The sequence below is a fragment of the Gordonia oleivorans genome (assembly GCF_040044975.1).
GTDB lineage: Bacteria > Actinomycetota > Actinomycetes > Mycobacteriales > Mycobacteriaceae > Gordonia > Gordonia oleivorans.
Genome location: NZ_JBDZDI010000008.1, coordinates 87,945 through 114,688, shown reverse-complemented (window position 1 = coordinate 114,688; position 26,744 = coordinate 87,945). Strand labels below are relative to the sequence as shown.

The 26,744-nt window shown below is 65.5% G+C and carries 26 protein-coding genes; 12 read left to right on the top strand and 14 right to left on the bottom strand.

Annotated elements, in window-relative coordinates:
• Positions 1 to 172 precede the first annotated feature (172 nt).
• From ABLE92_RS14295 to ABLE92_RS14280, 4 genes are all read right to left on the bottom strand, one after another.
• Positions 173 to 934 (bottom strand): ABC transporter permease, encoded by a 762-nt coding sequence (locus ABLE92_RS14295; protein ID WP_348805444.1) that lies wholly within the window; start codon positions 932 to 934, stop codon positions 173 to 175.
• Positions 931 to 1,728 carry an ABC transporter permease gene (locus tag ABLE92_RS14290; RefSeq protein WP_348805443.1) on the bottom strand — a complete coding sequence of 266 codons (798 nt, stop codon included), beginning with the start codon at positions 1,726 to 1,728 and terminating at the stop codon, positions 931 to 933. The genes ABLE92_RS14295 and ABLE92_RS14290 overlap by 4 nt, the downstream gene beginning before the upstream one ends.
• Positions 1,725 to 2,678 (bottom strand): ATP-binding cassette domain-containing protein, encoded by a 954-nt coding sequence (locus tag ABLE92_RS14285; protein WP_348805442.1) that lies wholly within the window; start codon positions 2,676 to 2,678, stop codon positions 1,725 to 1,727. The genes ABLE92_RS14290 and ABLE92_RS14285 overlap by 4 nt, the downstream gene beginning before the upstream one ends.
• A gap of 83 nt (positions 2,679 to 2,761) precedes the next feature.
• On the bottom strand, positions 2,762 to 3,502 hold the full coding sequence (locus ABLE92_RS14280) for a VOC family protein (protein WP_348805441.1): 741 nt from the start codon (positions 3,500 to 3,502) through the stop codon (positions 2,762 to 2,764).
• A 698-nt stretch (positions 3,503 to 4,200) separates the two neighbouring features.
• On the opposite strand from ABLE92_RS14280, the gene ABLE92_RS14275 reads away from it, so the two are divergent.
• Positions 4,201 to 4,470: a hypothetical protein gene (locus tag ABLE92_RS14275; RefSeq protein ID WP_348805440.1), complete on the top strand. Its 270-nt coding sequence runs from the start codon at positions 4,201 to 4,203 to the stop codon at positions 4,468 to 4,470.
• Here the strand turns inward: ABLE92_RS14275 and ABLE92_RS14270 are convergent.
• Positions 4,454 to 4,909, bottom strand: a complete 456-nt coding sequence (locus ABLE92_RS14270) for a hypothetical protein (RefSeq protein WP_348805439.1) — start codon at positions 4,907 to 4,909, stop codon at positions 4,454 to 4,456. The genes ABLE92_RS14275 and ABLE92_RS14270 overlap by 17 nt on opposite strands.
• A 732-nt stretch (positions 4,910 to 5,641) precedes the next feature.
• Between ABLE92_RS14270 and sigM the strand changes: the two genes are divergently transcribed.
• From sigM to ABLE92_RS14245, 5 genes are all read left to right on the top strand, one after another.
• Positions 5,642 to 6,217, top strand: coding sequence for an RNA polymerase sigma factor SigM (gene sigM / locus ABLE92_RS14265; RefSeq protein ID WP_348805438.1), 576 nt, complete (start codon positions 5,642 to 5,644; stop codon positions 6,215 to 6,217).
• Positions 6,218 to 6,344: 127 nt separating this feature from the next.
• Positions 6,345 to 7,127: an RsmA family anti-sigma factor gene (locus ABLE92_RS14260; RefSeq protein ID WP_348805437.1), complete on the top strand. Its 783-nt coding sequence runs from the start codon at positions 6,345 to 6,347 to the stop codon at positions 7,125 to 7,127.
• 169 nt (positions 7,128 to 7,296) lie between these two features.
• Positions 7,297 to 8,292 carry a thioredoxin-disulfide reductase gene (trxB, locus tag ABLE92_RS14255; protein ID WP_348805436.1) on the top strand — a complete coding sequence of 332 codons (996 nt, stop codon included), beginning with the start codon at positions 7,297 to 7,299 and terminating at the stop codon, positions 8,290 to 8,292.
• Between the two features lie 54 nt (positions 8,293 to 8,346).
• Positions 8,347 to 8,685, top strand: coding sequence for a thioredoxin (gene trxA, locus ABLE92_RS14250; protein WP_348805435.1), 339 nt, complete (start codon positions 8,347 to 8,349; stop codon positions 8,683 to 8,685).
• A 230-nt stretch (positions 8,686 to 8,915) separates the two neighbouring features.
• Positions 8,916 to 10,091: an N-acetylmuramoyl-L-alanine amidase gene (locus ABLE92_RS14245; protein WP_348805434.1), complete on the top strand. Its 1,176-nt coding sequence runs from the start codon at positions 8,916 to 8,918 to the stop codon at positions 10,089 to 10,091.
• An 82-nt stretch (positions 10,092 to 10,173) separates the two neighbouring features.
• Here ABLE92_RS14245 and ABLE92_RS14240 read toward each other — a convergent pair whose 3' ends face one another.
• From ABLE92_RS14240 to rpmH, 9 genes are all read right to left on the bottom strand, one after another.
• Entirely contained in the window at positions 10,174 to 10,965 is a 792-nt protein-coding gene (locus tag ABLE92_RS14240; protein WP_348805433.1) for a hypothetical protein, read from the bottom strand.
• A 146-nt stretch (positions 10,966 to 11,111) separates the two neighbouring features.
• A complete protein-coding gene (locus ABLE92_RS14235; protein WP_348805432.1) occupies positions 11,112 to 12,173 on the bottom strand; it encodes a ParB/RepB/Spo0J family partition protein in 1,062 nt (353 codons plus the stop codon).
• Between the two features lie 89 nt (positions 12,174 to 12,262).
• Positions 12,263 to 13,225 carry a ParA family protein gene (locus tag ABLE92_RS14230; protein ID WP_348805431.1) on the bottom strand — a complete coding sequence of 321 codons (963 nt, stop codon included), beginning with the start codon at positions 13,223 to 13,225 and terminating at the stop codon, positions 12,263 to 12,265.
• Between the two features lie 99 nt (positions 13,226 to 13,324).
• Positions 13,325 to 13,978 (bottom strand): 16S rRNA (guanine(527)-N(7))-methyltransferase RsmG, encoded by a 654-nt coding sequence (rsmG, locus tag ABLE92_RS14225; protein WP_425476198.1) that lies wholly within the window; start codon positions 13,976 to 13,978, stop codon positions 13,325 to 13,327.
• A gap of 278 nt (positions 13,979 to 14,256) precedes the next feature.
• Complete coding sequence (locus ABLE92_RS14220) at positions 14,257 to 14,964, bottom strand: Jag family protein (protein ID WP_348805430.1); 708 nt, start codon at positions 14,962 to 14,964, stop codon at positions 14,257 to 14,259.
• A gap of 87 nt (positions 14,965 to 15,051) precedes the next feature.
• Positions 15,052 to 16,287, bottom strand: coding sequence for a membrane protein insertase YidC (yidC, locus tag ABLE92_RS14215; RefSeq protein WP_348805429.1), 1,236 nt, complete (start codon positions 16,285 to 16,287; stop codon positions 15,052 to 15,054).
• Positions 16,288 to 16,294: 7 nt separating this feature from the next.
• On the bottom strand, positions 16,295 to 16,753 hold the full coding sequence (gene yidD / locus ABLE92_RS14210; RefSeq protein WP_348805428.1) for a membrane protein insertion efficiency factor YidD: 459 nt from the start codon (positions 16,751 to 16,753) through the stop codon (positions 16,295 to 16,297).
• Positions 16,750 to 17,217: a ribonuclease P protein component gene (rnpA, locus tag ABLE92_RS14205; RefSeq protein WP_348805427.1), complete on the bottom strand. Its 468-nt coding sequence runs from the start codon at positions 17,215 to 17,217 to the stop codon at positions 16,750 to 16,752. Before rnpA ends, yidD begins: the two co-directional genes overlap by 4 nt.
• 58 nt (positions 17,218 to 17,275) lie before the next feature.
• Positions 17,276 to 17,419, bottom strand: coding sequence for a 50S ribosomal protein L34 (rpmH, locus tag ABLE92_RS14200; protein ID WP_348805425.1), 144 nt, complete (start codon positions 17,417 to 17,419; stop codon positions 17,276 to 17,278).
• 571 nt (positions 17,420 to 17,990) lie between these two features.
• Here rpmH and dnaA point away from each other — a divergent pair.
• From dnaA to gyrB, 6 genes are all read left to right on the top strand, one after another.
• A complete protein-coding gene (dnaA, locus tag ABLE92_RS14195) occupies positions 17,991 to 19,568 on the top strand; it encodes a chromosomal replication initiator protein DnaA (RefSeq protein ID WP_348805424.1) in 1,578 nt (525 codons plus the stop codon).
• 713 nt (positions 19,569 to 20,281) lie between these two features.
• On the top strand, positions 20,282 to 21,463 hold the full coding sequence (gene dnaN, locus ABLE92_RS14190; protein ID WP_348805423.1) for a DNA polymerase III subunit beta: 1,182 nt from the start codon (positions 20,282 to 20,284) through the stop codon (positions 21,461 to 21,463).
• A gap of 106 nt (positions 21,464 to 21,569) precedes the next feature.
• Positions 21,570 to 22,502, top strand: a complete 933-nt coding sequence (gnd, locus tag ABLE92_RS14185; RefSeq protein WP_348805422.1) for a phosphogluconate dehydrogenase (NAD(+)-dependent, decarboxylating) — start codon at positions 21,570 to 21,572, stop codon at positions 22,500 to 22,502.
• Positions 22,503 to 22,505: 3 nt separating this feature from the next.
• The gene (gene recF, locus ABLE92_RS14180; RefSeq protein ID WP_348805420.1) at positions 22,506 to 23,738 is read left to right on the top strand and encodes a DNA replication/repair protein RecF; all 1,233 of its coding nucleotides are present in this window, start codon (positions 22,506 to 22,508) and stop codon (positions 23,736 to 23,738) included.
• The gene (locus ABLE92_RS14175) at positions 23,735 to 24,316 is read left to right on the top strand and encodes a DUF721 family protein (protein ID WP_348805419.1); all 582 of its coding nucleotides are present in this window, start codon (positions 23,735 to 23,737) and stop codon (positions 24,314 to 24,316) included. The genes recF and ABLE92_RS14175 overlap by 4 nt, the downstream gene beginning before the upstream one ends.
• A 320-nt stretch (positions 24,317 to 24,636) precedes the next feature.
• Positions 24,637 to 26,715 carry a DNA topoisomerase (ATP-hydrolyzing) subunit B gene (gyrB, locus tag ABLE92_RS14170; protein ID WP_348805418.1) on the top strand — a complete coding sequence of 693 codons (2,079 nt, stop codon included), beginning with the start codon at positions 24,637 to 24,639 and terminating at the stop codon, positions 26,713 to 26,715.
• Positions 26,716 to 26,744 lie beyond the last annotated feature (29 nt).

Below are 26,744 nucleotides of genomic sequence, written 5' to 3'. Positions count from 1 at the left end.
TCTGTTCGCGGCGTTCATCGCCCGCGTTCGTACTCCCGGCGTCCGGACCCTCTCACCGATGGCTTCGGAAACCACCTATGGCTGCAGTGTATTTGGTGATGCACCAAACTCGTTCGGTATCGCTGTGCGGCCACCTTCCGCTGCCACGCGTTGGTGACTCGGGTTCTCGACCTCACCTACTCCGGCGGTAGGCCCGCACGCCGACATAGCCGAACATGGCGGTCAGCCCCGTCGACCACACCAGCGTGATGCCTGCATCGGCGCCGAGCACCGACGCGCCCGAGGTGGTGGCATCGCGCATCGCGCCGATCGCGTGCGAGACCGGGTTGGCAGAGGCGATCGGCTGCGCCCAGCCGGGCAGATCCTCCAGGGGCACCATGCCGACCGACAGGAACGACAGCACCAGCATCACTGCGTTGAGCATCGACGCCGCGCTCTCCGCTGATTCGGCGATCATCGCCACCGCCACCATGAACCACGCAAGGCCGAACCCGAAGATCAGGGGCGTCACCACGTAGACAACTGCACCGAGCACACCGTTGTGGAAGCGGAAACCGAGGGCGACTGCATCGGCGGTCACGAGGATCAACGTCACCAGGTTGCGTCCCACGTCGGCGATGATGCGTCCGGCCAGCGGCGCGACCGGCGAGATCGGCAGTGTGCGCAGTCGGTCGTCGAAACCCGAGGTGCGGTCTTGCTGTGCGGAGATCGCGGTTGAGATGGCACCGAAGGCGACGCCCATCGTCACGAACAGCGGTGTCGCGAACTGGACGTAGTCGGCCACTCCGGCACCCGGCATCACCACCGACCCGAACGACACGGACAGCAGCAACAGCAGGATGATCGGCATGAAAGCCGCGGTGGACATCGTCATCGGCGAGCGCACCATCAAGGTGACGCCGCGGCGCGTCATCACCGCGATGTCGGTGGTCATGACACTCTCCCGAACACGCGCGGCGCCAGCAGTCCGAACACCACCAGCGACCCGACCATCCACAGCATGGCGATCCCGACGGTTGAGGCCACGTTGCTGTAACCGTCGGTCGAGACCGCACGCAGGGCCTCGGTGACACATGAGAGCGGTTGGTACTCCACGATCGGTTGCAACCAGCCCGGATAGGCGTCCTTGGGTACGAACAGTGTCGACACCAGTAGCAGTGGGAAGTAGATGACGCCACCAAGCGCCTGCGCGGGTTCGGGGGCGGCGAGTCGGTACCCGAGCACCAGATACGGCAAGCAGATCGACGCGGTCGCCACGATGACGATACCCAGAAATGCCGGCACGCCCAGCACACCGGTCGAGAAACGGAAGCCGAAAGCGTAACCGAGAGCGATCAATACGACGCACCCGACCACCGACCGGACCGTTTCGCCGATCAGCAGCGAAAGGATCGGCGCCGGTCGTGCGATCGGCATGGCACGCAACCGTTCCACCATGCCCGACGATGCGTCCTCGGCCGCCCATACGGATCCGGACATGGCGGCGAAGAATGCGGCCTGCACCACGATCGCGGGCAGCATGTATTGCGGGTAGTCGAGTCCGGCGCGGTCCATCACTCGCCCGAAGACGGTCAGGAACAGGATGGCGAAGATGATCGGCAGGACGATGCCGCCCATGATCGATGGGGGCCGTCTGACCATCAGGCGGAGGTGCCGGGCGGTCAGTGCGAGGGTGTCGGTGAGCAGCGCCGGTGACATGCCCGCTGTCGCCGGCGCGACGGTGGTCATGAGGCGTCCACGGAATCGGTCGGGGGTGCCTGCTCCGTTGTCGCCGATCCGGTCAATACCAGGAACACATCGTCGAGGGTGGGGTGGCGCAGGCTGATGTCGTCCGGAACGAGTTGCTCGGCGTCGAGCACGCGGACGATGTCGAACAGAGTGGACGGCCCGTCGGCGGGCACCACGATCTGTGTTTCGGTGCGCGAGACCTCCCACCGCGACCCCAACACCGCGCCTACCCGATCCCGAATACGTTGGTCCACAACCACTTCGCACACGGCGCCGCCGACGAGTTCCTTCAGTCGCGCCGGGGTGCCCTCGGCGATCACCGCGCCCTTGTCGATGACGACGATGCGGTCGGCGAGTTCGTCGGCTTCGGCGAGGTACTGGGTGGTGAGGAACACCGTGACACCTTCGGATCGGAGCTGACTTACCACCTCCCACAACATGTTCCGACTGCGCGGGTCGAGTCCGGTGGTGGGTTCGTCCAGGAACAGCACGCGGGGTCGGCCGATCATGGAGGCGGCGAGGTCCAGTCGTCGCCGCATACCGCCGGAGTAGGTGACAGTCCGTCGGTCGGCGGCGTCCGCCAGCGCGAACTCGTCGAGAAGTTCGTCGGCCCTTCGGGTCGCCTCACGGGCACCGAGTTTGAAAAGCCTGCCGAACAAGACCAGATTCTCACGCGCCGTGAGGTTTCCGTCGAGGGCGGCGAACTGTCCGGTCAACCCGATCAGTGGTCGCACCTTCGCCGGTTCCTGCACGACGTCGATACCCGCGACCCGCACCTCGCCGGCATCGGGACGCATGAGAGTGGTGAGAATGTTGATGGTGGTGGTCTTGCCGGCGCCGTTGGGACCGAGGACACCGAGGATCTCGCCCTCGGCGACCTCCAGGTCGAGCCCACACAGGGCTTCGACGTCCTTGAACGACTTGCGCTCTCCTCGTGCTTCGACGATCACGATGACTCACTAACTTAGGTGACCCTTACTTGGCCCGACCGTAGCACCGGCGTGCGGTTGGGTTCAAGGGTCAGAACTGCCGCTCACCGCTCGACGATCACCGTCATTCCGAGCATCTCGATGGCCGTCGGCGCGTTGCCGAGGCCACGCACCACGATGCCGTGCAGGCCGGGTTCGGCGCCGCGCTCGAACCTGACCTCGGCGCCGGGAAGCGCCACCGTGGTACCGCGGACCGGGCATCCCACCAGTTCGGCCAAATGCTGCGCCTCGGTGTACGGATCGACACTGCGGATCAGCAGCGCAACCAGGTCGGGCGCACCGTCCAGGCTGATGCCCTGTGTCTGGCGGTATTCGGCTCGCATGCGGCCTATCTCGGCCCGGGGCGGCGAGTAGGTGATGAAGAACGGGAAGTAGGTGGGCGCGTCACGAACAAACACCTCGACGAACCCCGCGCCCCTGTCCTCGAGGTAGACCTCGATCTCATCCACGTCCCGCCCGGCCTCGAGCAGTTGTCTCGCGATGACCCTTGCGTCCGGCACGTCCACCGCGAAGGTGACCAGGCCCGAGGCATCGACCGCGTCGACGACGGGTTTCAGGATCTCCAAACTGCCCGCATACTTCGAGGTTCGCACCGCGTTCCAGTCATCGACAGTCGCCAACTCGACGTAGCGTTCATCATCGACACCCCATGCCGCGTTCCGGAAGCCGGGCATGGTCAGTGCCGGGCGCGTGGTCAGTCCGACGGCGCCGTATTTCGCCATCGCGTCATCGAGGTCGGGCACCCAGTGGATGAGATGGTCGAATGCAGCACCGTGATCTGGCATGAATCCCTCCGATGTGATGTCCGAATTAGGTCACCCTAACAACATCAGCTCGGTGGGAGAACCCCCCGTGGCAACATCACGTCAGCCGCCGGGGCACCTGCTTGCCTGCCTACCCACGGGTCTCCATGGCGGCTTGGTTCCTCCGCGGACCCGCCTATGAGATCTCGGGCCACCGCAATCCGAGCGCTGATGGCCACGGTTCGAACTGGCTACCGACAATTCCCGAGAGGCCGGCCACCGAGGACGGATCCTGCTCCGGCGCAAGGAGAACAGACGGGTCCGCGTCATAGAGGTCGGCGACTCCAGCCGCCGCCTCCGGCCCTGTCACCATCATCGCGACCGCCTACTCGTCCGGATCGGAGTCCGGATCGTGCACATGGGCGCGGTACACGCACTGCGCGCCGTCGGCGTCCAGGCGCCACACCGAGAACATCACCCCGTACTCGTCGAGGTCCTCACACAGCGCCGCGCGTCGCCGATGCCGGCGAAGAACTCGCCTCGCGGCTATTGGGCAGCATCCGCTCCGTCACCACCGACACCCGAGCGCCACCGTCGCCCGGGGTGGTGAACAATCCCGCAAAGCCGCAGACACATTGCGCAACAGCACTTCCCACACCACTACCTCGGTAGACACCGACACGTCGGTGATTGATCTGGCTGTCTACGAGACCGCCGCACAGAACTCCGAACACACTCTCATGACCACCCACACGACCTCGTCAACATCGAATGATGGTGCACCGCAGTCACAGTCAGCGATATCGGTGTATCAACAATTGGGGGGTCATCTGGCCACGTCGAAGCTCGACGTCGCTGCCGAAGCGTTGCCGAGCGTGCTGAAGAGCGCCGGCAAACAGGAATGGACGATGACCCAGACGCTCGAGCACCTACTATCGTGCGGGCGGGCAGGATTTGACTGTGCCGGCCGTCCGGCACATGGAGTTGTGATGCTCACTCAGCTGCAGTGATCACTACCGTGACGTAGGTGTCGTCGTGGCGCAGGACCCGCGCGTTGTAGTGGATGCCGCGATCAGTTGATAGTGCAATCGTGTCCCCCGGCTGCGCATGCGGCAACGCGTTCAGGTCCGAGTGCTGATCGTCGATATCGGCACCGATCGCGCTGCTCAGCGCCGTGTGCGCGGCTTCCTTCCAGGACGTGTCACTGCCGTGGCCCAACTGGTGGACGGCGAGGGCAAGTCCAGCCGCCAGAAGCGAAATCAGCACAGCTGCAAGTACTCCGAGCCGTCGGCGGGCTGCTGAGATGCGACGCAGTCCGAATACGCCGGCAGCGGCAACGCAGAGCAACGCTATCCATGGAGCAAGAGTGTCGAGTATCGGTGGGCTTTTGTCCCACAGCAGGCCGTGATGTTCCGGCACGGTAACTCTGACGATCCCAACTGCTTTCATCAGATGCTCGGTCAGTACAGAGAGTTGGGGCCTGCGCAGTTGGCGGGGAACACGAACGCGCTTGAGTGGGGAAGGACAACCGCGAACGACGGGTACACCACGCCGTTGGGGCAGCGGTAGTTGCCAAATCCCACTCCCGGCTGGTCTCCATGGTTGGTGCAGATCGATCCCGCGCAGCTGACCTGTGGGGCCGCGTCGGCTGAGCCTGATCCGCCACCCATGATGACGGCGGTTGTTGCTGTTGCCATGCCGACGAGTAGGCCAATCCTTTTCTGGCGTCTCACCTTTGCTCCTTTGATCTGCTGTGCGAACGGGCTTCCAGACATGTGAGGTTACTGAGGTTAGAGCAGTGAATTGCCGACGATCGTGCCTGCGAGGAAGGCAATGGCGGTTGGGATCGCGTAGATGTTGATCATCCAACCGTCTGTGATGCTGCGGCCGAGTCGGCTACGAGATCTGTCGTCGTCAGAACCATAGGTATCGCGTGAGGCATGGCATGACGCGTCATGTGTTCTCCGAGAGCGACAGTCGAACGGTGCCTTGATCCACCGAGCATTATCCGCGCCAGCCCGACACCCGCCACGATCACACCCTCCTCAACCATTCAATGTTCAGTAACAACAATCGAGAATAAACAGTGGCACACTGGCGTGCTGGGTGCAACTCCCCGCTTCTCCACAACCACCCCCAACACCACCCCCACCCACCCGACACCCCACTACCCTGACCACCATGCCCGGGGGAGCCAGACAACACAGCGACACACGCACCGACGAACAACTCCTCACCGCCCACACCCACGGCGACCCAACAGCATTCACCACCCTCATCACCCGCCACCAGAACTACCTCTGGCGCATCGCCCTACGCACCACCGGCAACCCCCACGACGCCGCCGACGCACTCCAAGAAGCACTCATCGCCGCACACCGGACAGCGGCAGCATTCCGCGGCGAGGCACGCGTGACGTCCTGGCTGCACCGCATCGTCGTGAATGCCTCGCTGGATCGCATGCGCCGCAACGCAAGTCAGCGAACCATTTCTCTCTCCGAGCCCGACAACTATGCCCTGGCCGGCAGCGCCGACGAGTACGGTCGTGTCGAACTGACTCTCGCCATCGAGGACGCGCTCGACCAGCTGCCCGCGAATCAACGGGCCGCGATCATCGCCATCGACGTCGAGGGGTACACGATGGACGAAGCGTCACAGCTCCTCGGTGTACCGGTCGGCACTCTCAAGAGCCGAAGTGCTCGAGGGCGGTATCGCCTGGCCGACCTCCTCGGCTACCTCAGGGGCGCCGACAGTTGATCTCAGAAATCCGGACACGGAGGGAACCGCGAGGCCCCCGCGTGCGTCCAATCAGCAATATGGACTACACCGGGGAGACAGCCATGCCGACCGCGTCGACCGACGCGAACCATCCGAGGAGGCGACGATGACCGAGGATTCATCACGCTTCCCCTCACCGCCCTATGACCCGGAGCTCCTCGCCGAGTTCCAGGCCGGGAACCTCGACGCCGCCACGGCGGCGCATGTTCGCGCGCACATCGCCGAGGACGCGGATGCCCATGCCACACTTGTGGCCCTGGCACGGGTCCGTGACGAACTGCACGCCCTGGGCGACACCGAAGACGTTGCGGACCACAACACCGACGTCGACGACGTCCCGCCACCGGATTGGGTCCGCGCACGCACTCAAGAGACTCTGGCTGCAATCGCCGCGGAGACCACCCCACACCCGGCCATGAGACGCCCGAACAAGAGGAACGAGAGAAAGTGGCGAGGCGCCGGGCCGCGCACCTACGCCATCCTCTCTGCGGCCGCGATCCTCATCGTCGTCGTCGTGACCGCGGTGATCGCGCTTCGACCCTCGCAGCCCACCGATTCCGTCGAGGCGCGGCCAAGCGCGCCGTCGTCGAACCTCTCCGTTCCCGCACCGTCCTCCACCCTGGACCGCGCGGCGGCACTGTCGGTCCTGGGCCGCACCGACGGTTCGCCGTTCCCCTCAACCGACGCACTTCGACGATGCACCGCTGCCAACGGCATCCCGGCGACGACCCCGGTCCTGGGCTCCGGCCCGGTGACCGTCGACGGCACACAACAGGTGGTGATCCTGCTCGGCACCGGTGTCGCCGGGCGTTTCCTCGCGCTGGTGGTCGGCCCCGATTGCGACACCGGCAATCCGGCAACCGTCTCGCGTACCACGATCGGAGGATGACCCGGGCCACGTCGTCCGCCGAATGGGGGAGCCGCGACACCGGCACCCCGGTGCCCGCGCTGAGGAGGGAACACTTCCGCATACCCTTGTGTTGAAAGCCGGTACACGCACCCCTGCGACCAGGGAAGTTTTTGGCTGCAGGTGATGTGAAACGAGCACGGAGGACGAAGTGACCCAGTCAGACACCCAGCAGATCCACGAACTGATCATCATCGGATCAGGTCCTGCGGGATACACCGCGGCGGTATACGCAGCACGTGCGGAACTCGCCCCGATCGTCTTCGAGGGAACCCAGTTCGGCGGTGCCCTGATGACCACCACCGAGGTGGAGAACTTCCCCGGCTTCCAGAACGGAATCCAGGGCCCGGCCCTGATGGACGAGATGCGCGAGCAGGCCATCCGGTTCGGCGCCGACCTGCGGATGGAGGACGTCGAGGAGGTCCGCCTGCAGGGGACGGTCAAGGAGGTCGTGGCCTCCGGCGAAACCTACCGGGCGCACGCGGTGATCTTGGCGATGGGTGCCGCGGCCCGCTACCTGGGGATCGCCGGTGAGCAGGAGCTGCTCGGCCGAGGAGTCTCGGCGTGCGCGACCTGCGACGGCTTCTTCTTCAAGGATCAGGACATCGCCGTCATCGGCGGCGGCGACTCCGCGATGGAGGAGGCGACCTTCCTCACCAAGTTCGCGCGCAGCGTCACCCTGATCCACCGACGCGAGGAGTTCCGGGCGTCCAAGATCATGCTCGAGCGGGCCCGCGCCAACGACAAGATCCGCTTCGTCACCAACTCCGCGGTCAAGTCGGTGATCGGCGACGGCTCGGTGACCGGCCTCGAACTGATCGACACCCGCTCCGGCGACACCGAGACCGTCGACGTGACCGGCATGTTCGTCGCCATCGGCCACGACCCGCGCAGTGAACTCGTGCGCGGTCAGATCGACCTCGACTCCGACGGATACGTGCAGGTCCAGGGCCGGACCACCTACACCTCGCTGCCCGGCGTCTTCGCCGCCGGCGACCTCGTCGACCACACTTACCGCCAGGCGATCACCGCCGCCGGCAGTGGCTGCGCCGCGGCCATCGACGCCGAACGGTGGCTCGCCGAGCAGGGTGACATCGAACCCACGCCGATCGAAGGCGACGTGGTCGTCGTCGACGCACACAGCTGACACTGCAGACCTCAATAGATACCGACCATCACGACAACAACAGGAGGAACACTCATGGGAGCCAACACCGTGGCCGTCACCGACGCCACCTTCAAGGACGACGTCCTCGGATCCGACAAGCCGGTACTCGTCGACTTCTGGGCAACCTGGTGCGGTCCGTGCCGCATGGTGGCACCGGTCCTGGAGGAGATCGCCGGCGCGCACGCCGACAAGTTGACCGTCGCCAAACTCGACGTCGACGCCAATCCGGCCACGGCCCGTGACTTCCAGATCATGTCGATCCCGACCATGATCCTGTTCGAGAACGGCAAGCCCACCAAGACCATCGTCGGCGCGAAGGGCAAGGCCGCCCTGCTGCGCGAACTCGATTCGGTGGTCGGCTCCAACGCCTGACATGCGGGGGTGACAACCTCCACACGGGCGTCGTCGTCGGTGTTTTCGCTGGTGACGGCGTCCGTGATGTTTCTGTGCCCGTGTTCGGTTTGGTCCGCGTACTACGGAACTGACAGAATGCACCTGGTCCGCCTGGTGCGCGCTCGCCTCTACCGAGAGCCTCACAGCGCGATCGGCGTGACCATGCAGCGCAAGGACAACGACGCGTCCCGCGCCAACAAGGAGTTGAGATGCCAACATTCCGACTGGGTGATCAGGGTTCGGCCGTCGCCGAGATCCGATCCATCCTCGCCGGACAAGGCCTCATGCCCGTCACGCGCGGACGTCACGCCGCCGACGGCGACGGTTCGCCGGACGAGATCCGCGGACACACCTTCGACGAGGACACCGACCACGCCGTCCGCGCGTTCCAGCAGCAGCGCGGACTGATCGTCGACGGCATCGTCGGCCCCGCCACCTACCGCGCCCTGCGCGAGGCGTCCTACCAGCTCGGAGCGCGAGTACTGCTCTACCGTCTGTCGTCCCCGATGGTGGGCGACGACGTGGCCACCCTGCAGGGCCGCCTCCAGAATCTCGGCTACTACACGGCCCTGGTCGACGGCGTCTTCGGCGAGACCACCCACAACGCGGTGTGCCTGTATCAGAGTGAGTACGGTCTGTCCGCCGACGGCATCTGCGGCCCGTCCACTCTGCGGTCGCTGGAACGTCTGGGCACCCGCGTCACCGGCGGTTCCCCGTACGCGATCCGCGAGGAAGAGCACGTCCGTCGCTCCGGCCCCCGGCTCTCCGGCAAACGTATCGTCATCGACCCCGGTACCGGCGGCATGCACGACCTGTCCACCGGCGCGCTCGCCGACCAGGAAAGCCGACTGCTCTGGGATCTCGCCGCACGACTCGAAGGCCGGATGGCCGCCGCCGGCATGGAAACGTTCCTGTCCCACGACGGTCGGGGAGCACCCACCGACGAGGATCGCGCCCGCGTCGCCAACATGATCGATGCCGACCTGATGATCTCGCTGCGCTTCGGCCACTACCCGAACGCGACCGCCAGCGGCGTGGCCTCCTTCTACTTCGGCAACAGCCACGGTTCGTACTCCACGATCGGCCGCAACCTCGCCGGCTTCATCCAACGTGAGGTCGCCGCGCGCACCCCGCTGATCGACTGCCGCACGCACGAACGTACGTGGGAACTGTTGCGGCTCACCAGGATGCCGGTCGCCATGATCGACGTCGGGTACATCACCAATCCCGACGACGCCGAGACGCTCGAGGATCCCAACTACCGCAACGTGATTGCCGAGGCCGTCCTCGTCGCGGTCAAGCGACTGTATCTGCTCGGCAACGACGACCGGCCCACCGGGACGTACACCTTCGCCGATCTTCTTGCCGCCGAAGAGATTTCCTGAGTCGAGATCCCAATTCGACGTGCTCCGAATCTTTTTCGGAGCACGTCCACCTCGTCACGACGCGTCACCCATAACGCGTCGACTACGTAGCGCGCCTGCCGATCGGTGCGAACGTCCGGGTCTTTCCGGCCAGATCGATCGCCGCCATCACCACCAGTTTCTCCAGGGCGCCCTCGACCTCCGACTTCCATCCCAGGCCTTCGTCCAGTTCGAGACGAAACCGGGGGAAACGCGCGTGTGAGGCGACCACATCGAAGCCGGATGCCTTCAGGAACGCGGCATCGATCAGACACCGCGTACACAGATCCGGTTGCGGGTTGTCGAGGATCTCTCGTGCCACGTTCACGATCTCCTCATCCGACCACTCGCTGATATCGCGCACACCGGACGGGTCCGAACCACGATCATCGGCAGAACCGCCGGCGCGCACCAACCCGAACGCCTCGACGGCGCGTACGCCACGTCGAATGAGATCGGTGACGACGGCGTCAAGAAGGGGACTGGCGACCTCCTCGTACCCCGGTTCCACGTGAATCGATGACAGCAGCACCGCGTCAGCACTGACGGGCGACGTCGGAAACAGCCGGGACCGCGGAATGCGTCCGGGCGGAGCATAGAACGCGGTACCCACGACAACGCCGGTCGACGGATCGGTGGCGAACTGTCCGCACGCACCCCATTCGAGGAGCACCGAGGAGATCCACGCTTCCTTGTCGAACTCGCTCTCGAACGTTGAGGTGTCGGCAACGCAGACGGTGTCGAGATCGTCGCCGCCCACCGTTCCTGGATCGACCTCCCAGAAGACACATCGTCGCGCGTGCGGTGGTAGCGACTCGAAGGATTCGAGACTCAGACGCGAGATCACCGGTTCCATGTCAGATCGTCCGTCCTGTCACCGCGCTGGTCCCGAAAAACGTTGAGCTGCAAAGGCTTCCGTCGATCCGCAGGATTCGCGCAACTAGATGCGTCACTGTGACGTTACTCCCGAGGGTGGTTGGTCGTGGAAAATCGTCGGTGATATCACTTCCCCGGGTCGACCAGACCGACAATCCGCTGGAGATCGTCGACGGATCCGAACTCGACGACAATCTTGCCCTTGCGCTTGCCGAGGCTGACCGTCACCCGGGTATCGAGACGATCGGACAGCCGCTCGGCGAGGTCCTGGAGCCCGGGCATCTGCATCGGCTTGCGTTTGGCTGCCGGGGACGGGGTGGTTGCGGAGCCGTCATCGCGGTTCGCAAGTGTCACCGCCTCCTCCGTCGCGCGCACCGACAAACCCTCGGCGACGATGCGCGCCGCCAGAGCCTCCTGCGCGTCGCTGCCGACCTCCAACGACAACAATGCACGAGCGTGCCCGGCCGACAACACACCGGCGGCCACGCGACGCTGCACCGGGATCGGCAGCTTCAGCAGGCGGATCATGTTCGTGATCACCGGCCGCGAGCGCCCCAACCGGTTCGCCAGCTCCTCATGTGTCACGTCGAACTCATCGAGCAATTGCTGATACGCCGCCGCCTCTTCCAAGGGATTCAGCTGTGCGCGGTGGATGTTCTCGAGCAGCGCATCGCGAAGCATGTCACCGTCGGGGGTCTCCCGCACGATCGCCGGAATGGCGTCGAGGCCGGCTTCCTGGCTGGCGCGCCACCGACGCTCGCCCATGACGAGCTGGAACTCGACGCCGTCGGCGGTGGGCTTCGGCAGCCGCCGCACGACGATCGGCTGCATGAGACCGAACTCCCTGATCGAGTGGATCAGTTCGTTGAGAGCGTCCTCGTCGAACACACTTCGGGGCTGCTGCGGATTGGGCTGGATGAGATTGGGAGGAATCTCGCGGTAGACCGCGCCGACCTCATCGACGGTTCCGGCGGGGGAGACGGCATCGGTGGTGTCCGTACGCGCGGTCGACATACGACTCTTCGTGCCCGCGCCGGCCGCCCCGCCGTTACCGGTACCGATCACCACATCGGCAGCCGCCGCACCCAACTTCGGCGCGGTCGGATCACCCTCGGTGGGACCCGTCGGGATCAGCGCCGCCAACCCGCGTCCGAGCCCTCCTCGTCGCGCAGTGTCCTTCTGACTCACGGAAATCCTCTCGACCCGACGGTGTTCATGAACTGATGCTTCTCGACTGCTGGATGGGTGACGGCCTGAGGCGCGCAGGCCGGGCGGCGTCAGGGACTGACACCGGATTCGGTCGTCTGGCTCTTCATCGCGAGTTCTCGGGCGGCGTCGAGGTAGCTCATTGATCCACGTGAACCCGGGTCGTATTCGATGATGGTCATCCCGTAGCCCGGAGCCTCGGACACCTTGACGCTGCGCGGAATGATGGTCGATAGGACTTTGCTGCCGAAGTGTCGGCGCACCTCCTCGGCAACCTGATCGGCGAGCTTCGTGCGTCCGTCGTACATCGTCAGCAGGATCGTCGAGACGTGCAGATCTTTGTTCAGGTGCGCCTGCACGAGTTCGATGTTGCGGAGTAGCTGACCGACACCCTCGAGGGCGTAGTACTCGCATTGGATCGGGATGAGCACTTCGCGCGCCGCGACCATCGCGTTCACCGTCAGCAGTCCCAGCGATGGGGGGCAGTCGATGAAGATGTAGTCGAATCCGAACTCCGCGATGGAGTCGTCGCTCAGTGCGTTGCGCAGCCGATTCTCGCGGGCGACGAGCGACACCAACTCAATCTCAGCGCCGGCGAGATCGAGAGTCGCGGGCACACAGAAGAGGTTCTCGTTGGCGGGACTCTGTTGGACCGCATCGCGGATCGTCACCTCGCCGATCAGCAACTCGTACACCGACGCGATGTCCGGTGCCCGGTGATCGATACCCAGTGCCGTGCTCGCATTGCCCTGCGGATCGAGATCGACGACGAGCACCCGCAGTCCATGCACCGCCAGCCCGGCCGCCAGGTTCACCGCGGTGGTGGTCTTCCCGACCCCACCCTTCTGATTGGCGACGGTGAGGATCCGGGTGGCGGCGGGGTGGGGGAGTTGACCGGACGCACCAGGCGTCAGGACCTGACTGGCTCGTGCCGCCGCGGCTGCGATCGGTGTGTCGTCGAGAGAATCCTGTGTGGCGCCACCCGCGCCATTGTGTGACGTTTCACGTGAAACCTTCGGGTCTTTCTCGACCACGCTGGGACTCCTTTGCCCGACAGATTGGGTGTCCTCAGAGGTATCGGAGGCACTCGATGACGCCCTCCTATTTTGCGCTCTCCGACCGATCCGCACCAATTACCTCCCTGACTTCCGGACCGACGAGTTCGGTCCCGCACTCCGACGAGACGGATTCCCGACGCCCCCGGCGTCCTTCTCGCGTGATCGCCCCGAGCCACCGCGCTTGAATCCCACGATCACCGTCGTCGCCTGCTCCAACACATCGGCGCCGCACGTCTGTGCTTTCAGATCGACGATCCCGAGCTTCGCAGCACGCTGCCAGTCACGAGCGATCTCATCTTCGGCCGACGACCCCTTGATGGCCACCAAGCGGCCCGCCGGAGAGATCAGTGGAGCCGACCATCGGACCAGCCGTTCGAGCGGTGCGACGGCCCGCGACGTGACAACATCGGCCGGCTCTACTTCGGCGAGCACAGTCTTCTCCTCGGCACGACCCCGTATCACGCGAACATTCAGATCGAGTCTCTCGACAACCTCCTCCAGAAAGGTCGTCCGCCGGAGGAGCGGTTCGATCAGGGTGATGTTGAGATCCGGACGCGCGATGGCCAACGGGATCCCCGGCAGGCCAGCTCCGCTTCCGATGTCGATCACCGACTGGCCCTCGTCGATCAACTCACCGATCACCGCACAGTTGACGAGATGACGGTCCCACAGACGCAGCACCTCGCGGGGGCCGATCAGCCCGCGGACGGTACCGTCCGTCGCAAGCATCGATCGATACCGCTCCGCGGCGTCCAAGCGATCACCGAACACCTTCGCGGCCGATGGGGGAGGGGAGTCACCCGTGGCCGAGGGCTCGTGCGGGCTCTGATCCTCCGAAGGCTCAGGTTTCACGTGAAACAGACCATCCTTGTCGCTGATCGCTCACCGCCGTTTCACGTGAAACAGCGGAATCACATCAATGTAGTTTCCACCCCGGGAACAACGAAGTCCCGGCCACACGACCGGGACTCCCTTGCTCGCTACCATCCGCATCAGCGGATCGTCGGTCAATCGACCTTGATCACCACGACCCTACGCTTGGGCTCCACGCCCTCGCTCTCGCTGATCACGCCATCCACAGCGGCCACCGCGTCATGCACAATCTTGCGCTCGAACGGCGTCATCGGATCCAGCGCCTCGCGATCGCCTTCCGCACGGACACGCTCGGCAACCTCGGTACCCAAACGCGCCAGCCGGTCGCGACGATCGGCACGCCAGCGAGCGATGTCCAGCATCAGTCGACTCCGATCTCCGGTCACCTGCTGAACGGCAAGGCGAGTGAGTTCCTGCAGGGCGTCGAGAACCTCGCCCTTGCGTCCGACGAGCTTCGCCAGATCATCGCCGCCATCGATACTGACGATCGCGCGGTCACCGTCGACATCGAGATCAATGTCGCCATCGAAGTCCAGGACGTCCAGCAACTGCTCGAGGTAGTCACCGGCGATCTCGCCCTCCTCGAACAGCCCGTCGCCGTCCTCCTCCGACTCGTCGTCCTCGGCATCCTCGGCATCCTCAGCGTCGGCGTCGGCGTCGGCGTCAGCCTCACCGGCGTCAGCACCCTGCACCGCACCGTCCGAATCCGCACCGTCCGAATCCGCGCCCGCCGCTTCCTCGGCCACGGTCTCGTCGGCCACGGTCTCCTGGGACACGGTCTCCTGGGACACCGCCTCAGCGTTCACGTCGTGCTCTCCCTGAGTCGCAGGCTCTGCTGTCATCTGGGTTCCACCTTCTTGCTCGTACCTGTCAGGTCTGTGTCGGGCCGGTCGATCCGCCAGCCGGGAATGCGGCGCGCGACCTCGCGGTCAGCGTCTACCGCCCTTGCGGTTCCCGCGTTTACCGCCGCCGCGTTTGGCAGCGGATTGGTTCTTGTTCCCGGGACCGGGACCACCGGACGCTCGCGCCGGTTTCTGGCCGGGGCGTGGCTTGGTGTCGGGCGTCGCGGCCGCCTCGTTCTCGGCCACCGACTCCGCCGTCCCCGAGTCGCTTGCCGAGTCGCTCGTCGAGCCTCCGCCCGACGACTTCTTCGGCGCGGCATCTGTCGCGTCGTCACCCTTCGTCAGCGACAGCCCCGTCGACTCATCGTCGTCGGAGTTCGACGTGGAACCCTGCTTCTTGGAACGGTCCGGCTTCACACCCGGCTTGGGAGCGTTGGCCTTGAGCTTCTCCTGCTTGGCGAGCCGCGCCTCTTCCTCTTCCTTCTCGATCCGACCGAACACGAGGTGCTGCTGGCCGTAGGTCCAGATGTTGTTGCTCATCCAGTACAGGAGGATGGCGACGGGGAAGAACGGTCCGGTCACCAGGATGCCCAGCGGGAAGATGTAGAGCGCCAGCATGTTCATCATGCGGGTCTGCGGGTTCTCCAGGGCGGCCGCCGGCTGACGTGCCACCGAGGCGCGGGAGTTCATGTGGGTCGCGATCGAGGCCACGATCATCATCGGGATGACGACGATGGCGATGTCCCAGCGGTCGAAGTCGATCGGCTGGCCGGGCTGAACGAACGCCGCCCACTCGGTCTTGGGCTCGGTGATGTACGACGACAGCGGCACCCCGAAGAGGCGGGCGTCGAGGAAGTTCTGCACCTGGTCGACGCTGAAGATGTAGTTGCCGACCGACCGGGTCTCCTCCGGAGACATCCCCAGCTGACCCATTCCGGTCGCGGTCCGGTTGAACGATCGCAGCACGTGGAACAGACCGATGAACACCGGGATCTGCAGCAGCATCGGCAGACATCCGAGCAGGGGATTGAAGCCGTGCTCCTTCTGCAGCTTCTGCATCTCCTCGGTCATCTTGACCCGATCCTTGGCGTACTTCTTGCGGATCGCCTGCAGCTGCGGATTGATCTCCTGCATCTTCTTCGTGGTGCGAATCTGCTTCACGAAGGGCTTGTAGAGGATCGCACGCAGGGTGAAGACCAGGAACACCACCGACAACGCCCACGCGATGCCATCGCCACCAGGACTATCCGGCGTGACAAAGTCGAACAGCCAGTGCCAGAACCACATGATCGCGGATACCGGCCAATAGATGAAGTTCAGCACGGGTCAGCTATCCCTCACTTCTCGTAGATGCGCCTACGCCGTCGTCGGCGGTGCGGTTGGACGTCTGTCCCTCGTCGTCGGGAGGATCGCCGCCGGGCTGACCGGCCTCCGATGTCTCCTCTGGTGATGGCGGACGATGCCGGAACCCGCGCTCGGGTACCGGGTCATAACCAGGTTTGTGCCACGGGCCGCACTTGCACAGCCGGATGACCGCGAGTGCTCCGCCGTGGAAGAAGCCGTGCATCGAGAGTGCTTCCACCGCATACCCGGAACAGGTCGGTTCGAACCGACAGGTCGGCAATCGCAGCGGAGAGACCCAGGTGCGGTAGAGCTCGATCAGGAAGATGACCGTGCGGCGGGGGAGGAGATGAAGAGCTCGCAGACACCGAGCCGACAGACCGACCTCGGCAGCGTCATCAACCACGTCATCGGCGGCGGGGGAGTCGGTGGTCACGGGGCGAGTCATTCCCGAACTCCCGACACTTTGTTGGTTGACGGCCCGCCGGTTGACAGCCTGCCGGTCGACGGCGCTGCGTTGGGAGCCAACTGGCGGACACGGCGACGCCCGAACACCTCGCGCAACTGTTCGGCGAGTTGGTCGCTGCCAACAGATGCGGCGCCGGGGAGGGCGCGAACCACGACGAATGTCTCGTCGGCGGGCGCTGAATCCATCACGGATCGGAAAGCCGCCCGGATCCGACGTGCAACCCGGTGTCGCACGACCGCCGAGCCGACGGACTTGCTGACGATCAGTCCCAACCAGGGACCACCGGTCATGTCGACGGTGCGCCGACGACCCGACGGATCGGGCCACATGGTCGGCACCACCGCGACACTGACGACGAGATCACGAGTGGACGACCGCACACCGCGTTTGAGTGTGCGGGAGAAGTCGGATCCACGAGAGATCCGATGATCGGCCGACATCATCGAACACTACGAACCGACCGGGAGACGCAGCTCCGCGATCGGCAGACGCAGATCGAGATCAGGCCGTGAGCTTCGAGCGGCCCTTGCTGCGACGGGAATTGACGATCGCGCGGCCGGCGCGGGTGCGCATACGCAGACGGAACCCGTGCACGCGCGCACGACGACGATTGTTGGGCTGGAAAGTCCGCTTGCCCTTGGCCACGGTGACTCCTTGTGCTCTGGGATGTGGCACGCCGACTTGCACGGCGTTCCCACATCGTGTGGTGGTCTCTGCTTATCCGACGCGGTGCCGGACTCGTGCCGGTTGGTGGCGCCACCCCCACCGGCCGCGACTCGAGTGATGCACACTCTCGTGACGACCGGCACAGACGACGTGATCCACCGCAAATCCGCAACCTGGATGACCAGTCGAGAGTACGGGAGCGGGCCGGGCCAAATCAAACGAGCGCCAATCGGCCAGGCCAGGGGCGTAACCGTGCCGTCGGTCGGGGGATTCTGCTGGAGGGTGCCGGGCGGAGTCTGTTACGGTTCTCCCACGTTGTCGCGCAGCTGCCGCGCAGCGCGTCCCCGACCATCCCGGGTCGTGGCTCCCCCCTTTTATTCACAGATGTGGATAACCGTGTGGACAAGTCTCCCCAGCGTCGCCAAGGGAACGTCGACCTCATCCGATCCTGGTACTTTCGTCGTGGCGACGGACCAGCGGGGTCGGCCGTTTCAGGCATTCGAGCGCAGTGACACCCACCCGTTCGTGGCGCCGGGCAGGAGGATCAGCTGTGACTACCGATCGCGCTTCGTTCGGCGAGGTGTGGCAGCAGGTCGTCGCCGAACTCAACGACGATTCCGCCGACCACGAACCCCTGTCGAGGCAACAGAAGGCATGGCTGTCGTTGGTGCAGCCGCTCACCCTCGCCGAGGGTTTCGCGCTGCTGGCGGTACCCACCCCGCTGGTGCAGGAACAGATCGAACGCAATCTTCGGGACACGATCCGCACGACGTTGAGTCGGATGCTCGGCCAACCCGTCGACCTGGGCGTGCGTACCACCACTCCGCAGCCCGTCGAGGACGACACACCTTCGGATCCGATGGCCGCCACGCCACCGCCGACGCGTCCTGTCGGGGGACCGGCATTCGGTTCCGAAACCACCGGCGAGACCTTCGCGGGCCAGCCGGTGTCCACCAACTTCGACACCCCACCCCCGCCGGCGCCGGGCACCGCCACACCCGTGACGCACAGCCCGGCCGCCACCAACGGATCCGCGACCACGGACTGGTCGTCGTATTTCGCGGAACGGCCGACGAGCACGTCGGCGGCAACCTCCCCGGTGAGCCTCAACCCGAAGTACACCTTCGACACCTTCGTCATCGGCGCGTCCAATCGTTTCGCCCACGCCTCGGCGGTCGCCGTCGCCGAGGCCCCCGCGCGCGCCTACAACCCGTTGTTCATCTGGGGAGAATCCGGGCTCGGCAAGACCCATCTGCTGCACGCCGCCGGCCACTACGCCCAGCGCCTGTTCCCCGGGATGCGCGTGAAGTACGTCTCGACCGAAGAGTTCACCAACGACTTCATCAACTCCCTGCGTGACGATCGTCGGGTGGCGTTCAAACGCCGCTACCGCGACGTCGACGTGCTGCTCGTCGACGACATCCAGTTCCTGATCGGCAAGGAAGGTATCCAGGAAGAGTTCTTCCACACCTTCAACACGCTGCACAACACCAGCAAGCAGATCGTCATCTCCTCCGATCGGCCGCCGAAACAGCTTGCGACACTGGAGGATCGGCTCCGCACCCGATTCGAGTGGGGACTGATCACCGACGTGCAGCCGCCGGATCTGGAGACCCGGATCGCGATCCTGCGCAAGAAGGCGCAGATGGACAACATCGCCGTGCCCGACGACGTCCTCGAGCTGATCGCCTCCAAGATCGAACGCAATATCCGCGAACTCGAGGGTGCGCTGATCCGCGTCACCGCGTTCGCCTCACTCAACAACGCCGCGCTCGACAAGTCGCTGGCCGACGTGGTGCTGCAGGCGCTGCTGCCGAACTCCGATTCGCTGGAGATCAGCGCCGCCAGCATCCTGGCCATCACCGCCGAATACTTCGACATCTCCGTCGAGGAGCTCCGTGGACCCGGCAAGACGCGGTCGCTCGCCCAGGCCCGCCAGATCTCGATGTACCTGTGCCGCGAGCTCACCGACCTGTCGCTGCCGAAGATCGGTGAGACCTTCGACCGCGATCACACGACCGTCATGTACGCCGAACGCAAGATCCGCAAGGAGATGGCCGAGCGTCGCAAGGTCTACGACTACGTCCAGGAACTCACCGCCCGGATCAAGCAGCGCGCCGAGCGCTGACACCGCTCCGCACACCCTCCTCACCGAGACCGCTCCACGTGGTCTCGCGTCGTGCTCGGTGGTCTTTTGTCGTGCCATGGCTTTCGTCGTGCAGCGTGGCTCTCGCCGCGCTGCGGCTGTCCCTATGGGCCGTGCTCGCACGCCGGGGACGTCGTCCCAGGACACCAACTCTCAACCCGTGCCCGAGGTGCGCGACGTGTGAACCCCCCGGATCCCGGCTCGGCACGTGCCCCGTCAGGCCGCAAATCCCCAGGTCGCCACATGTGCATGAATCCTGGGATTTCTGGCCCCAAGCTGTGCACAGAGGGTGGACAGAAAACGAACAACACCGGTCATCCACATCGACGGGGTCAGACGTCCAGCATTCCTCCACCGGCCATCCACAGCACCGAATGCCCACTGTCCTCGAACGATGGCATGAACTCCACAGGATCCACAGTGCCTACAACTATTGTTGATCTCTTCTTCAAGAGATCTTCTTTCAAGAAGCATGTGTGTACACACATGCGGGCCGGGCCGGTCGAGATCGCCGATCTCCCGGCGTGGCGACTTGACCCCAATCACCCACCGGGTCGTATCGGCGTTCTAGAGTGGGAACTCCCGATCCTCGATCGTGGCCGCCTGCCCGTGCGCTGCCCGGCACCGACCACGCATCGGCGACGACGATTTCCGAACCCGGCAGACGCAACCGAGAGAAGGACGCATCCCCCGTTATGAAGTTCCGTGTCGCGCGCGACGAGTTCTCCGAATCCGTTGCCTGGGTTGCCCGTAGCCTGCCGTCCCGTCCCCCCGTTCCGGTGCTCGGATGTGTGGTTCTCGATGCCTCCGACGAGACGACCGGTGGTGGCCTGACGATCTCCGGGTTCGATTACGAGGTCTCCGCCCAGGAGTCGATCTCCGCGGAGATCGCCGAACCCGGCAAGGTCCTGGTGTCGGGCCGCTTGCTGGCCGACATCACCCGAGCACTTCCGTCGAAACCGGTCGATGTGAGTCTGGACGGATCCCGGGTCGCGATCGCCTGCGGTAGCGCGAAGTTCTCCTTGCCGACGATGCCGGTTGAGGACTATCCGCAGCTTCCCGAGGTGCCCGCGGTCACCGGATCCATCCCCGCGGATGTGTTCGCCGAGGCGGTCTCACAGGTTGCGGTGGCCGCCGGTCGCGACGACACCCTGCCGATGCTCACCGGTGTGCGGGTCGAGATCGAGGGTAATTCGGTGGTTCTGGCCGCGACCGACCGCTTCCGGCTCGCGGTGCGTGAACTGGAATGGGAACCGGTGCAGCCGGACGTGAGCGGTGCGGTGCTGGTGCCGGCCAAGACCCTGTCGGAGAGCGCGAAGACCGCGGGCGCCGAGGGGACCGGTTCGGTCCGGTTGGCCTTCGGAGCGGGCGACGCCATCGGTGCCGAAGGGATCCTGGGGATTATGGGCGCGACCAAGCAGAACACCACCCGGCTGCTCGACGCGGAGTTCCCGAAGTTCCGGCAGTTGCTGCCGGCGTCGCACACCGCGGTCGCCACCATCGAGAGTGCTCCGCTCATCGAGGCGATCAAGCGTGTTGCGCTGGTGGCCGAGCGCGGTGCGCAGGTCCGGATGGAGTTCACCGAGGGCTCGGTGCTGCTGACGGCCGGCGGCGACGAGGCCGGCAAGGCCGAGGAAGAACTCGAGGTCGTCTTCCAGGGTGAACCGCTGACCATCGCGTTCAACCCGGGGTACCTGCAGGACGGATTGTCGGCGATCAACGCGAAGTCGGTGGATTTCGGTTTCACGACGCCGAGCCGGCCCGCAGTGCTGCGGATCTCCAACGGTGAGGCCCCCGTCGCCGACGAATCCGGTGCGTTCGTGGCTCCCGACAGCGCGTTCAGCTACCTGCTGATGCCGGTCCGGTTGCCCGGCTGATCCGTCCCGCGGACGTCGCCGGACGACCACCGTCCGCAACGAGCGATCGTCTGCGAAAATCGTTGTCGCTCAACCACATCTTGGCACTCGGATCGGAAGGACTGCGATGCAACTGGGCCTCGTCGGACTGGGAAAGATGGGTGCCAACATGCGCACCCGGATCGCCGACGCCGGGCACCAGGTGATCGGCTACGACCCGCGTCCGGACGTCACCGACGTCGGATCCCTCACCGATCTCGTCGCCGCCCTCGATGCGCCACGGGTGATCTGGGTGATGGTTCCCTCCGGCGACCCGACCCGATCCACCATCGCCTCCCTCGCCGACGCGTTGGACCCCGGTGACATCGTCATCGATGGAGGCAACTCCCGCTACACCGACGATCAGCAACACTCGGAACTGTTGGGGGACAAGGGAATCGGCTACATCGACTGCGGTGTGTCCGGCGGTGTCTGGGGGTTGGAGAACGGCTACGGGCTGATGGCGGGCGGAACCGAGTCCGACATCGAGCGGGCCATGCCGATCTTCGACGCGTTGCGACCGGAGGGGGACCGTGCCGACGGATTCGTGCATGCCGGTCCGGTCGGGGCGGGTCACTACGCCAAGATGGTGCACAACGGCATCGAGTACGGACTGATGCACGCCTACGGCGAGGGATACGAACTGCTGTCGGCCGAGCCGCTGATCACCGACGTCGAGGGCACGCTGCGGGCGTGGACTCACGGCACTGTCATCCGGTCGTGGCTGCTGGATCTGCTGGTCCGGGCGTTGCAGGAGGATCCGGGGCTTGCCGGTATCTCCGACTACACCACCGACTCCGGTGAGGGTCGCTGGACCGTCGAGGAGGCCATCCGGCACTCGGTTCCGGCCAATGTCATCTCCGCCGCGCTGTTCGCCCGCTTCGCCTCCCGCCAGGACGGATCGCCGGCTCTGAAAGCGGTGTCCGCGTTACGAAATCAATTCGGCGGCCACGCCGTTCGGGATACCACGGGTCGTTCGGTCGGGGCCAGTGGTGCACCGCCGAGTTCGCCGACCGCCTGAGCCGTGTTCGTCCGCGAACTGCACCTGCGCGACTTCCGGTCGTGGCGCAGTGTCGATCTCGAACTGCGGCCCGGGCCGACGATCATCACCGGCCGCAACGGCTTCGGCAAGACCAACCTCATCGAGGCCCTGTTCTACCTCGCCACCATGCGGTCTCATCGGGTGAGTTCCGATGCGCCACTGGTTCGTTCGTCGATGTCGTCGGCGACCGTCACCGCCACCGTGGAGAACGCGGGCCGCGAACTGACGGCGTCGCTGCAGATCAACGCCGAGGGCGCCAACAAGGCGTGGCTCAACACGTCCCCGCAACGCCGGCCCCGAGATCTGTTGGGCGTCTTGCGAACTGTGCTGTTCGCGCCCGAGGATCTGCTGCTGGTGCGCGGCGATCCGGCCGATCGCCGGCGTTTCGTCGACGAACTCGTGGCCCAGCGTGGACCGCGATGGGCGGCGGCCCGTGCCGACTACGACAGGGTGCTCCGACAGCGGTCGGCATTGCTCAAGACCGCCGGCGCCGCCCTGCGTCGCGGTGGATCCGAGGCCGACTCGGTGATCAGCACCCTCGACGTCTGGGATGGCGCGTTGGCCGACCACGGCAGCCAGGTCACCGCCGCACGCATCGACCTGCTCACCGAACTGGCACCACACTTCTCCGGCTCCTATGCCGCCATCGCGCCGCATTCCCGACCGGCGGATCTGCGGTACCGGGCCTCCGCGGGAGACGACGTCCTGCCGGCGGCCGGGCTCGCCGCCGACCCCGAGCACATCCGTGAGGTGCTGCTCACCCGCCTCGGGGAAATGCGTGACAAGGAGATCGACCGCGGCATGTCACTGGTCGGGCCGCACCGCGACGACGTCGACCTGATCCTCGGCGACGACATCGCGAAGGGCTTCGCGAGTCATGGCGAGTCGTGGTCGCTGGCGTTGGCGCTACGGCTGGGATCGGTGGAATTGACCCGCGCCGAGGGCGTCGAACCGGTGATCATGCTCGACGACGTGTTCGCCGAACTCGATGCCGCTCGACGACGCAAACTCGCCGAATTCACCAGCGGCGCAGAGCAGATCCTCATCACCGCCGCCGTCGCCGACGACATCCCCGAGGGCCTCGGCGGACGCCGCATCAGCGTCGACCTGGTCGAGGTCGACGGCACCCGCCAATCCACGGTGGTGGCCGTCGCCGACGACGCCGGGTCGGCGGAGCCGGCGGTGTCGGAGGTCGAGGGGAGACTGTCGGAATGACCGAGTCAGAGTCCGCCGAGTCACCGTCCGCCGATCCCCGGCCGGTGGGACCCGACGGCATGAGCGGATACGAACGTGCCCGCCGGGCACTCGAAGAGGCCCGCGCCTCGGCCCGCGCCGCCGGAAAGTCCGTGGGTCAGGGACGGGCGTCACCGTCGCGGCGCTCGTCCGGGGTGCGGCGTGGTGGTCGCCGCAGCTGGTCCGGCGCCGGCCCCGACTCCCGGGATCCGCAACCCTTCGGCCGCCTCGTCGGCGGCATCGCCCGCGAACGCGGCTGGCAGCCGCAGATTGCCGAGGGCACCCTGTTCGGCATGTGGGAACAGATCGTCGGAGCCGACATCGCCGCCCACGCCCAGCCGACATCGTTGCGCGAGAAGGTCTTACACGTTCAGGCCGAGTCGACTGCGTGGGCGACGCAACTGCGGTACGTCCAGGCCCAGATCCTGGCGAAGATCGCCGCCGCCGTCGGCGACGGCGTGGTGACCTCGTTGCGGATCACCGGTCCCAAGGGGCCGTCGTGGCGTAAGGGTGAGCGACATGTGCGGGGTGGTCGCGGACCGCGGGACACCTACGGCTGAGATGGCCGCGCCCGCGCCGGGTGATTTCTCGCCAGGAAAGAATCTGAGGCAGATTTTCTCCACGGACCACGACCGGACCGGCAGATGTCGAAAAAAATCGGTCTGCGCGCGATTCAGCGGCCCCTGATGCGGGTTTCTACTCGTTTGAGGCAGTACACTGGACCGTGTTGTCCCGACTGGGGGATCAGCAGCCCGTGACAGGGCGCCGGTGCACGCGCAGCAGAGGTTGTACGCCGCCGGTGACCGCGCGGGCGATTTTGTGCTGATCACCCCCGATGGCGTCGGGCCCATCGAGAGCAGAACAGGAGCGCTAGCACCTCGTGGCCGAAAGCAGCGACAAGACCGGTGGCTCGGGATCGAAGAAGCCCCGAAAGAAGCCGTCCGAATATGGTGCCGAGTCGATCAGCATCCTCGAAGGTCTCGAGGCGGTGCGTAAGCGACCCGGCATGTACATCGGCTCGACCGGTGAGCGGGGTCTGCACCATCTGATCTGGGAGGTCGTCGACAACTCGGTCGACGAGGCGATGGCCGGCTTCGCGACCAAGGTCGACGTGACGCTGCTCGCCGACGGCGGTGTCCAGGTCGTCGACGACGGCCGCGGTATCCCGGTCGCAATGCATGCCACCGGCGTGCCCACCGTCGAGGTCGTGCTCACCCAGCTGCACGCCGGCGGCAAGTTCGACTCTGATGCCTACGCGGTGTCCGGTGGTCTGCACGGCGTGGGTATCTCCGTGGTCAACGCGCTGTCCACCAAGGTCGAGGTGGAGGTGGATGTCGACGGCTACCACTGGAACGAGACGTTCACCGCGTCCAAGCCGGACGGGCTGATCAAGGGTGAGCCCACCCGCAAGACCGGCACCACGGTTCGGTTCTGGCCGGATGCGGGGATCTTTACCGAGACCACCGAGTTCAACGCCGAGACGGTGTCGCGTCGCCTCCAGGAGATGGCCTTCCTCAACAAGGGTCTGACCATCACCCTCACCGACGAGCGACCCAAGGCAATCGAACCGCCCGGCGATCCCAACGGCGACGCCGACAGCGGTGACCCGGAGGCCGCCGAAGCCGTCAAGAGTGAAGCCGAAAAGGCCGCTGCCGCAGCGAAACCCAAGACCCGGACGTACCACTACCCGGACGGCCTGGTCGACTACATCAAGCACATCAACCGCACCAAGCACCCGATCCACAAGTCGGTCATCGGCTTCACCGGCAAGGGCACCGGCCACGAGGTCGAGATCGCGATGCAGTGGAACGACGGGTACTCCGAGTCGGTGCACACCTTCGCCAACACCATCAACACCCACGAGGGCGGCACGCATGAGGAGGGTTTCCGTGCGGCACTGACCCGCGTGGTGAATTCCTATGCACGCGACAAGAAGTTGCTCAAGGAGAAGGACTCCAACCTCACCGGCGACGACATCCGCGAAGGACTTGCCGCGGTCATCTCGGTCAAGGTCGCCGAACCGCAGTTCGAGGGCCAGACCAAGACCAAGCTCGGCAACACCGAGGTGAAGAGCTTCGTACAGAAGGCCTCCGGCGAGCATCTCGAGCACTGGTTCGAGGCCAATCCGGCCGAGGCGAAGGTCATCGTCAACAAGGCCGTCGACTCCGCGCACGCCCGGCTCGCGGCCCGCAAGGCACGAGATCTGGTGCGCCGCAAGAGCGCCACCGACATCGGTGGTCTGCCCGGCAAGCTGGCCGACTGCCGCAGCAACGATCCCAGCAAGTGCGAGATCTACCTGGTGGAGGGCGACTCCGCCGGCGGTTCGGCCAAGACCGGCCGCGACTCGATGTACCAGGCGATCCTTCCGTTGCGCGGCAAGATCATCAACGTCGAGAAGGCCCGCATCGACCGCGTCCTGAAGAACGCCGAGGTCCAGTCGATCATCACCGCGTTCGGCACCGGCATCCACGACGAGTTCGATCTGGGCAAGCTGCGGTACTACAAGATCGTGCTGATGGCCGACGCCGACGTCGACGGCCAGCACATCTCGACGCTGCTCTTGACCCTGCTGTTCCGGTTCATGCGTCCGCTGATCGAGCACGGCCACGTCTATCTGGCACAGCCGCCGCTCTACAAACTCAAGTGGCAGAAGGGCGCCGAGGCCGAGTACGCCTACTCCGACCGGGAGCGCGACGCGATGGTCGCCGCCGGTCTGGAGAACGGCAAGAAGATCAACACCGACGACGGCATCCAGCGCTACAAGGGCCTCGGCGAGATGAACCCGAGCGAGCTGTGGGAGACCACCATGGACCCGGTCACCCGCACGCTGCGTCAGGTGACCCTCGACGACGCCGCCGCGGCCGACGAACTCTTCTCGGTGCTGATGGGCGAGGACGTCGTCGCACGTCGCAGCTTCATCGCCCGCAACGCGAAAGACGTTCGCTTCCTTGATGTCTGATTCCACGCCCCCGCGTGAGCAGACATCGA

Excerpts from the sequence above, each read along its gene's own strand:
- ABLE92_RS14295 (WP_348805444.1), bottom strand. The coding sequence starts at position 934 with ATGACCACCGACATCGCGGTGATGACGCGCCGCGGCGTCACCTTGATG.
- ABLE92_RS14290 (WP_348805443.1), bottom strand. The coding sequence starts at position 1,728 with ATGACCACCGTCGCGCCGGCGACAGCGGGCATGTCACCGGCGCTGCTC.
- ABLE92_RS14280 (WP_348805441.1), bottom strand. The coding sequence starts at position 3,502 with ATGCCAGATCACGGTGCTGCATTCGACCATCTCATCCACTGGGTGCCC.
- ABLE92_RS14275 (WP_348805440.1), top strand. The coding sequence starts at position 4,201 with ATGACCACCCACACGACCTCGTCAACATCGAATGATGGTGCACCGCAG.
- ABLE92_RS14270 (WP_348805439.1), bottom strand. The coding sequence starts at position 4,909 with ATGAAAGCAGTTGGGATCGTCAGAGTTACCGTGCCGGAACATCACGGC.
- sigM (WP_348805438.1), top strand. The coding sequence starts at position 5,642 with ATGCCCGGGGGAGCCAGACAACACAGCGACACACGCACCGACGAACAA.
- ABLE92_RS14260 (WP_348805437.1), top strand. The coding sequence starts at position 6,345 with ATGACCGAGGATTCATCACGCTTCCCCTCACCGCCCTATGACCCGGAG.
- trxA (WP_348805435.1), top strand. The coding sequence starts at position 8,347 with ATGGGAGCCAACACCGTGGCCGTCACCGACGCCACCTTCAAGGACGAC.
- ABLE92_RS14245 (WP_348805434.1), top strand. The coding sequence starts at position 8,916 with ATGCCAACATTCCGACTGGGTGATCAGGGTTCGGCCGTCGCCGAGATC.
- ABLE92_RS14240 (WP_348805433.1), bottom strand. The coding sequence starts at position 10,965 with ATGGAACCGGTGATCTCGCGTCTGAGTCTCGAATCCTTCGAGTCGCTA.
- rsmG (WP_425476198.1), bottom strand. The coding sequence starts at position 13,978 with ATGCTTGCGACGGACGGTACCGTCCGCGGGCTGATCGGCCCCCGCGAG.
- ABLE92_RS14220 (WP_348805430.1), bottom strand. The coding sequence starts at position 14,964 with ATGACAGCAGAGCCTGCGACTCAGGGAGAGCACGACGTGAACGCTGAG.
- yidD (WP_348805428.1), bottom strand. The coding sequence starts at position 16,753 with ATGACTCGCCCCGTGACCACCGACTCCCCCGCCGCCGATGACGTGGTT.
- rnpA (WP_348805427.1), bottom strand. The coding sequence starts at position 17,217 with ATGATGTCGGCCGATCATCGGATCTCTCGTGGATCCGACTTCTCCCGC.
- dnaN (WP_348805423.1), top strand. The coding sequence starts at position 20,282 with ATGAAGTTCCGTGTCGCGCGCGACGAGTTCTCCGAATCCGTTGCCTGG.
- gnd (WP_348805422.1), top strand. The coding sequence starts at position 21,570 with ATGCAACTGGGCCTCGTCGGACTGGGAAAGATGGGTGCCAACATGCGC.
- ABLE92_RS14175 (WP_348805419.1), top strand. The coding sequence starts at position 23,735 with ATGACCGAGTCAGAGTCCGCCGAGTCACCGTCCGCCGATCCCCGGCCG.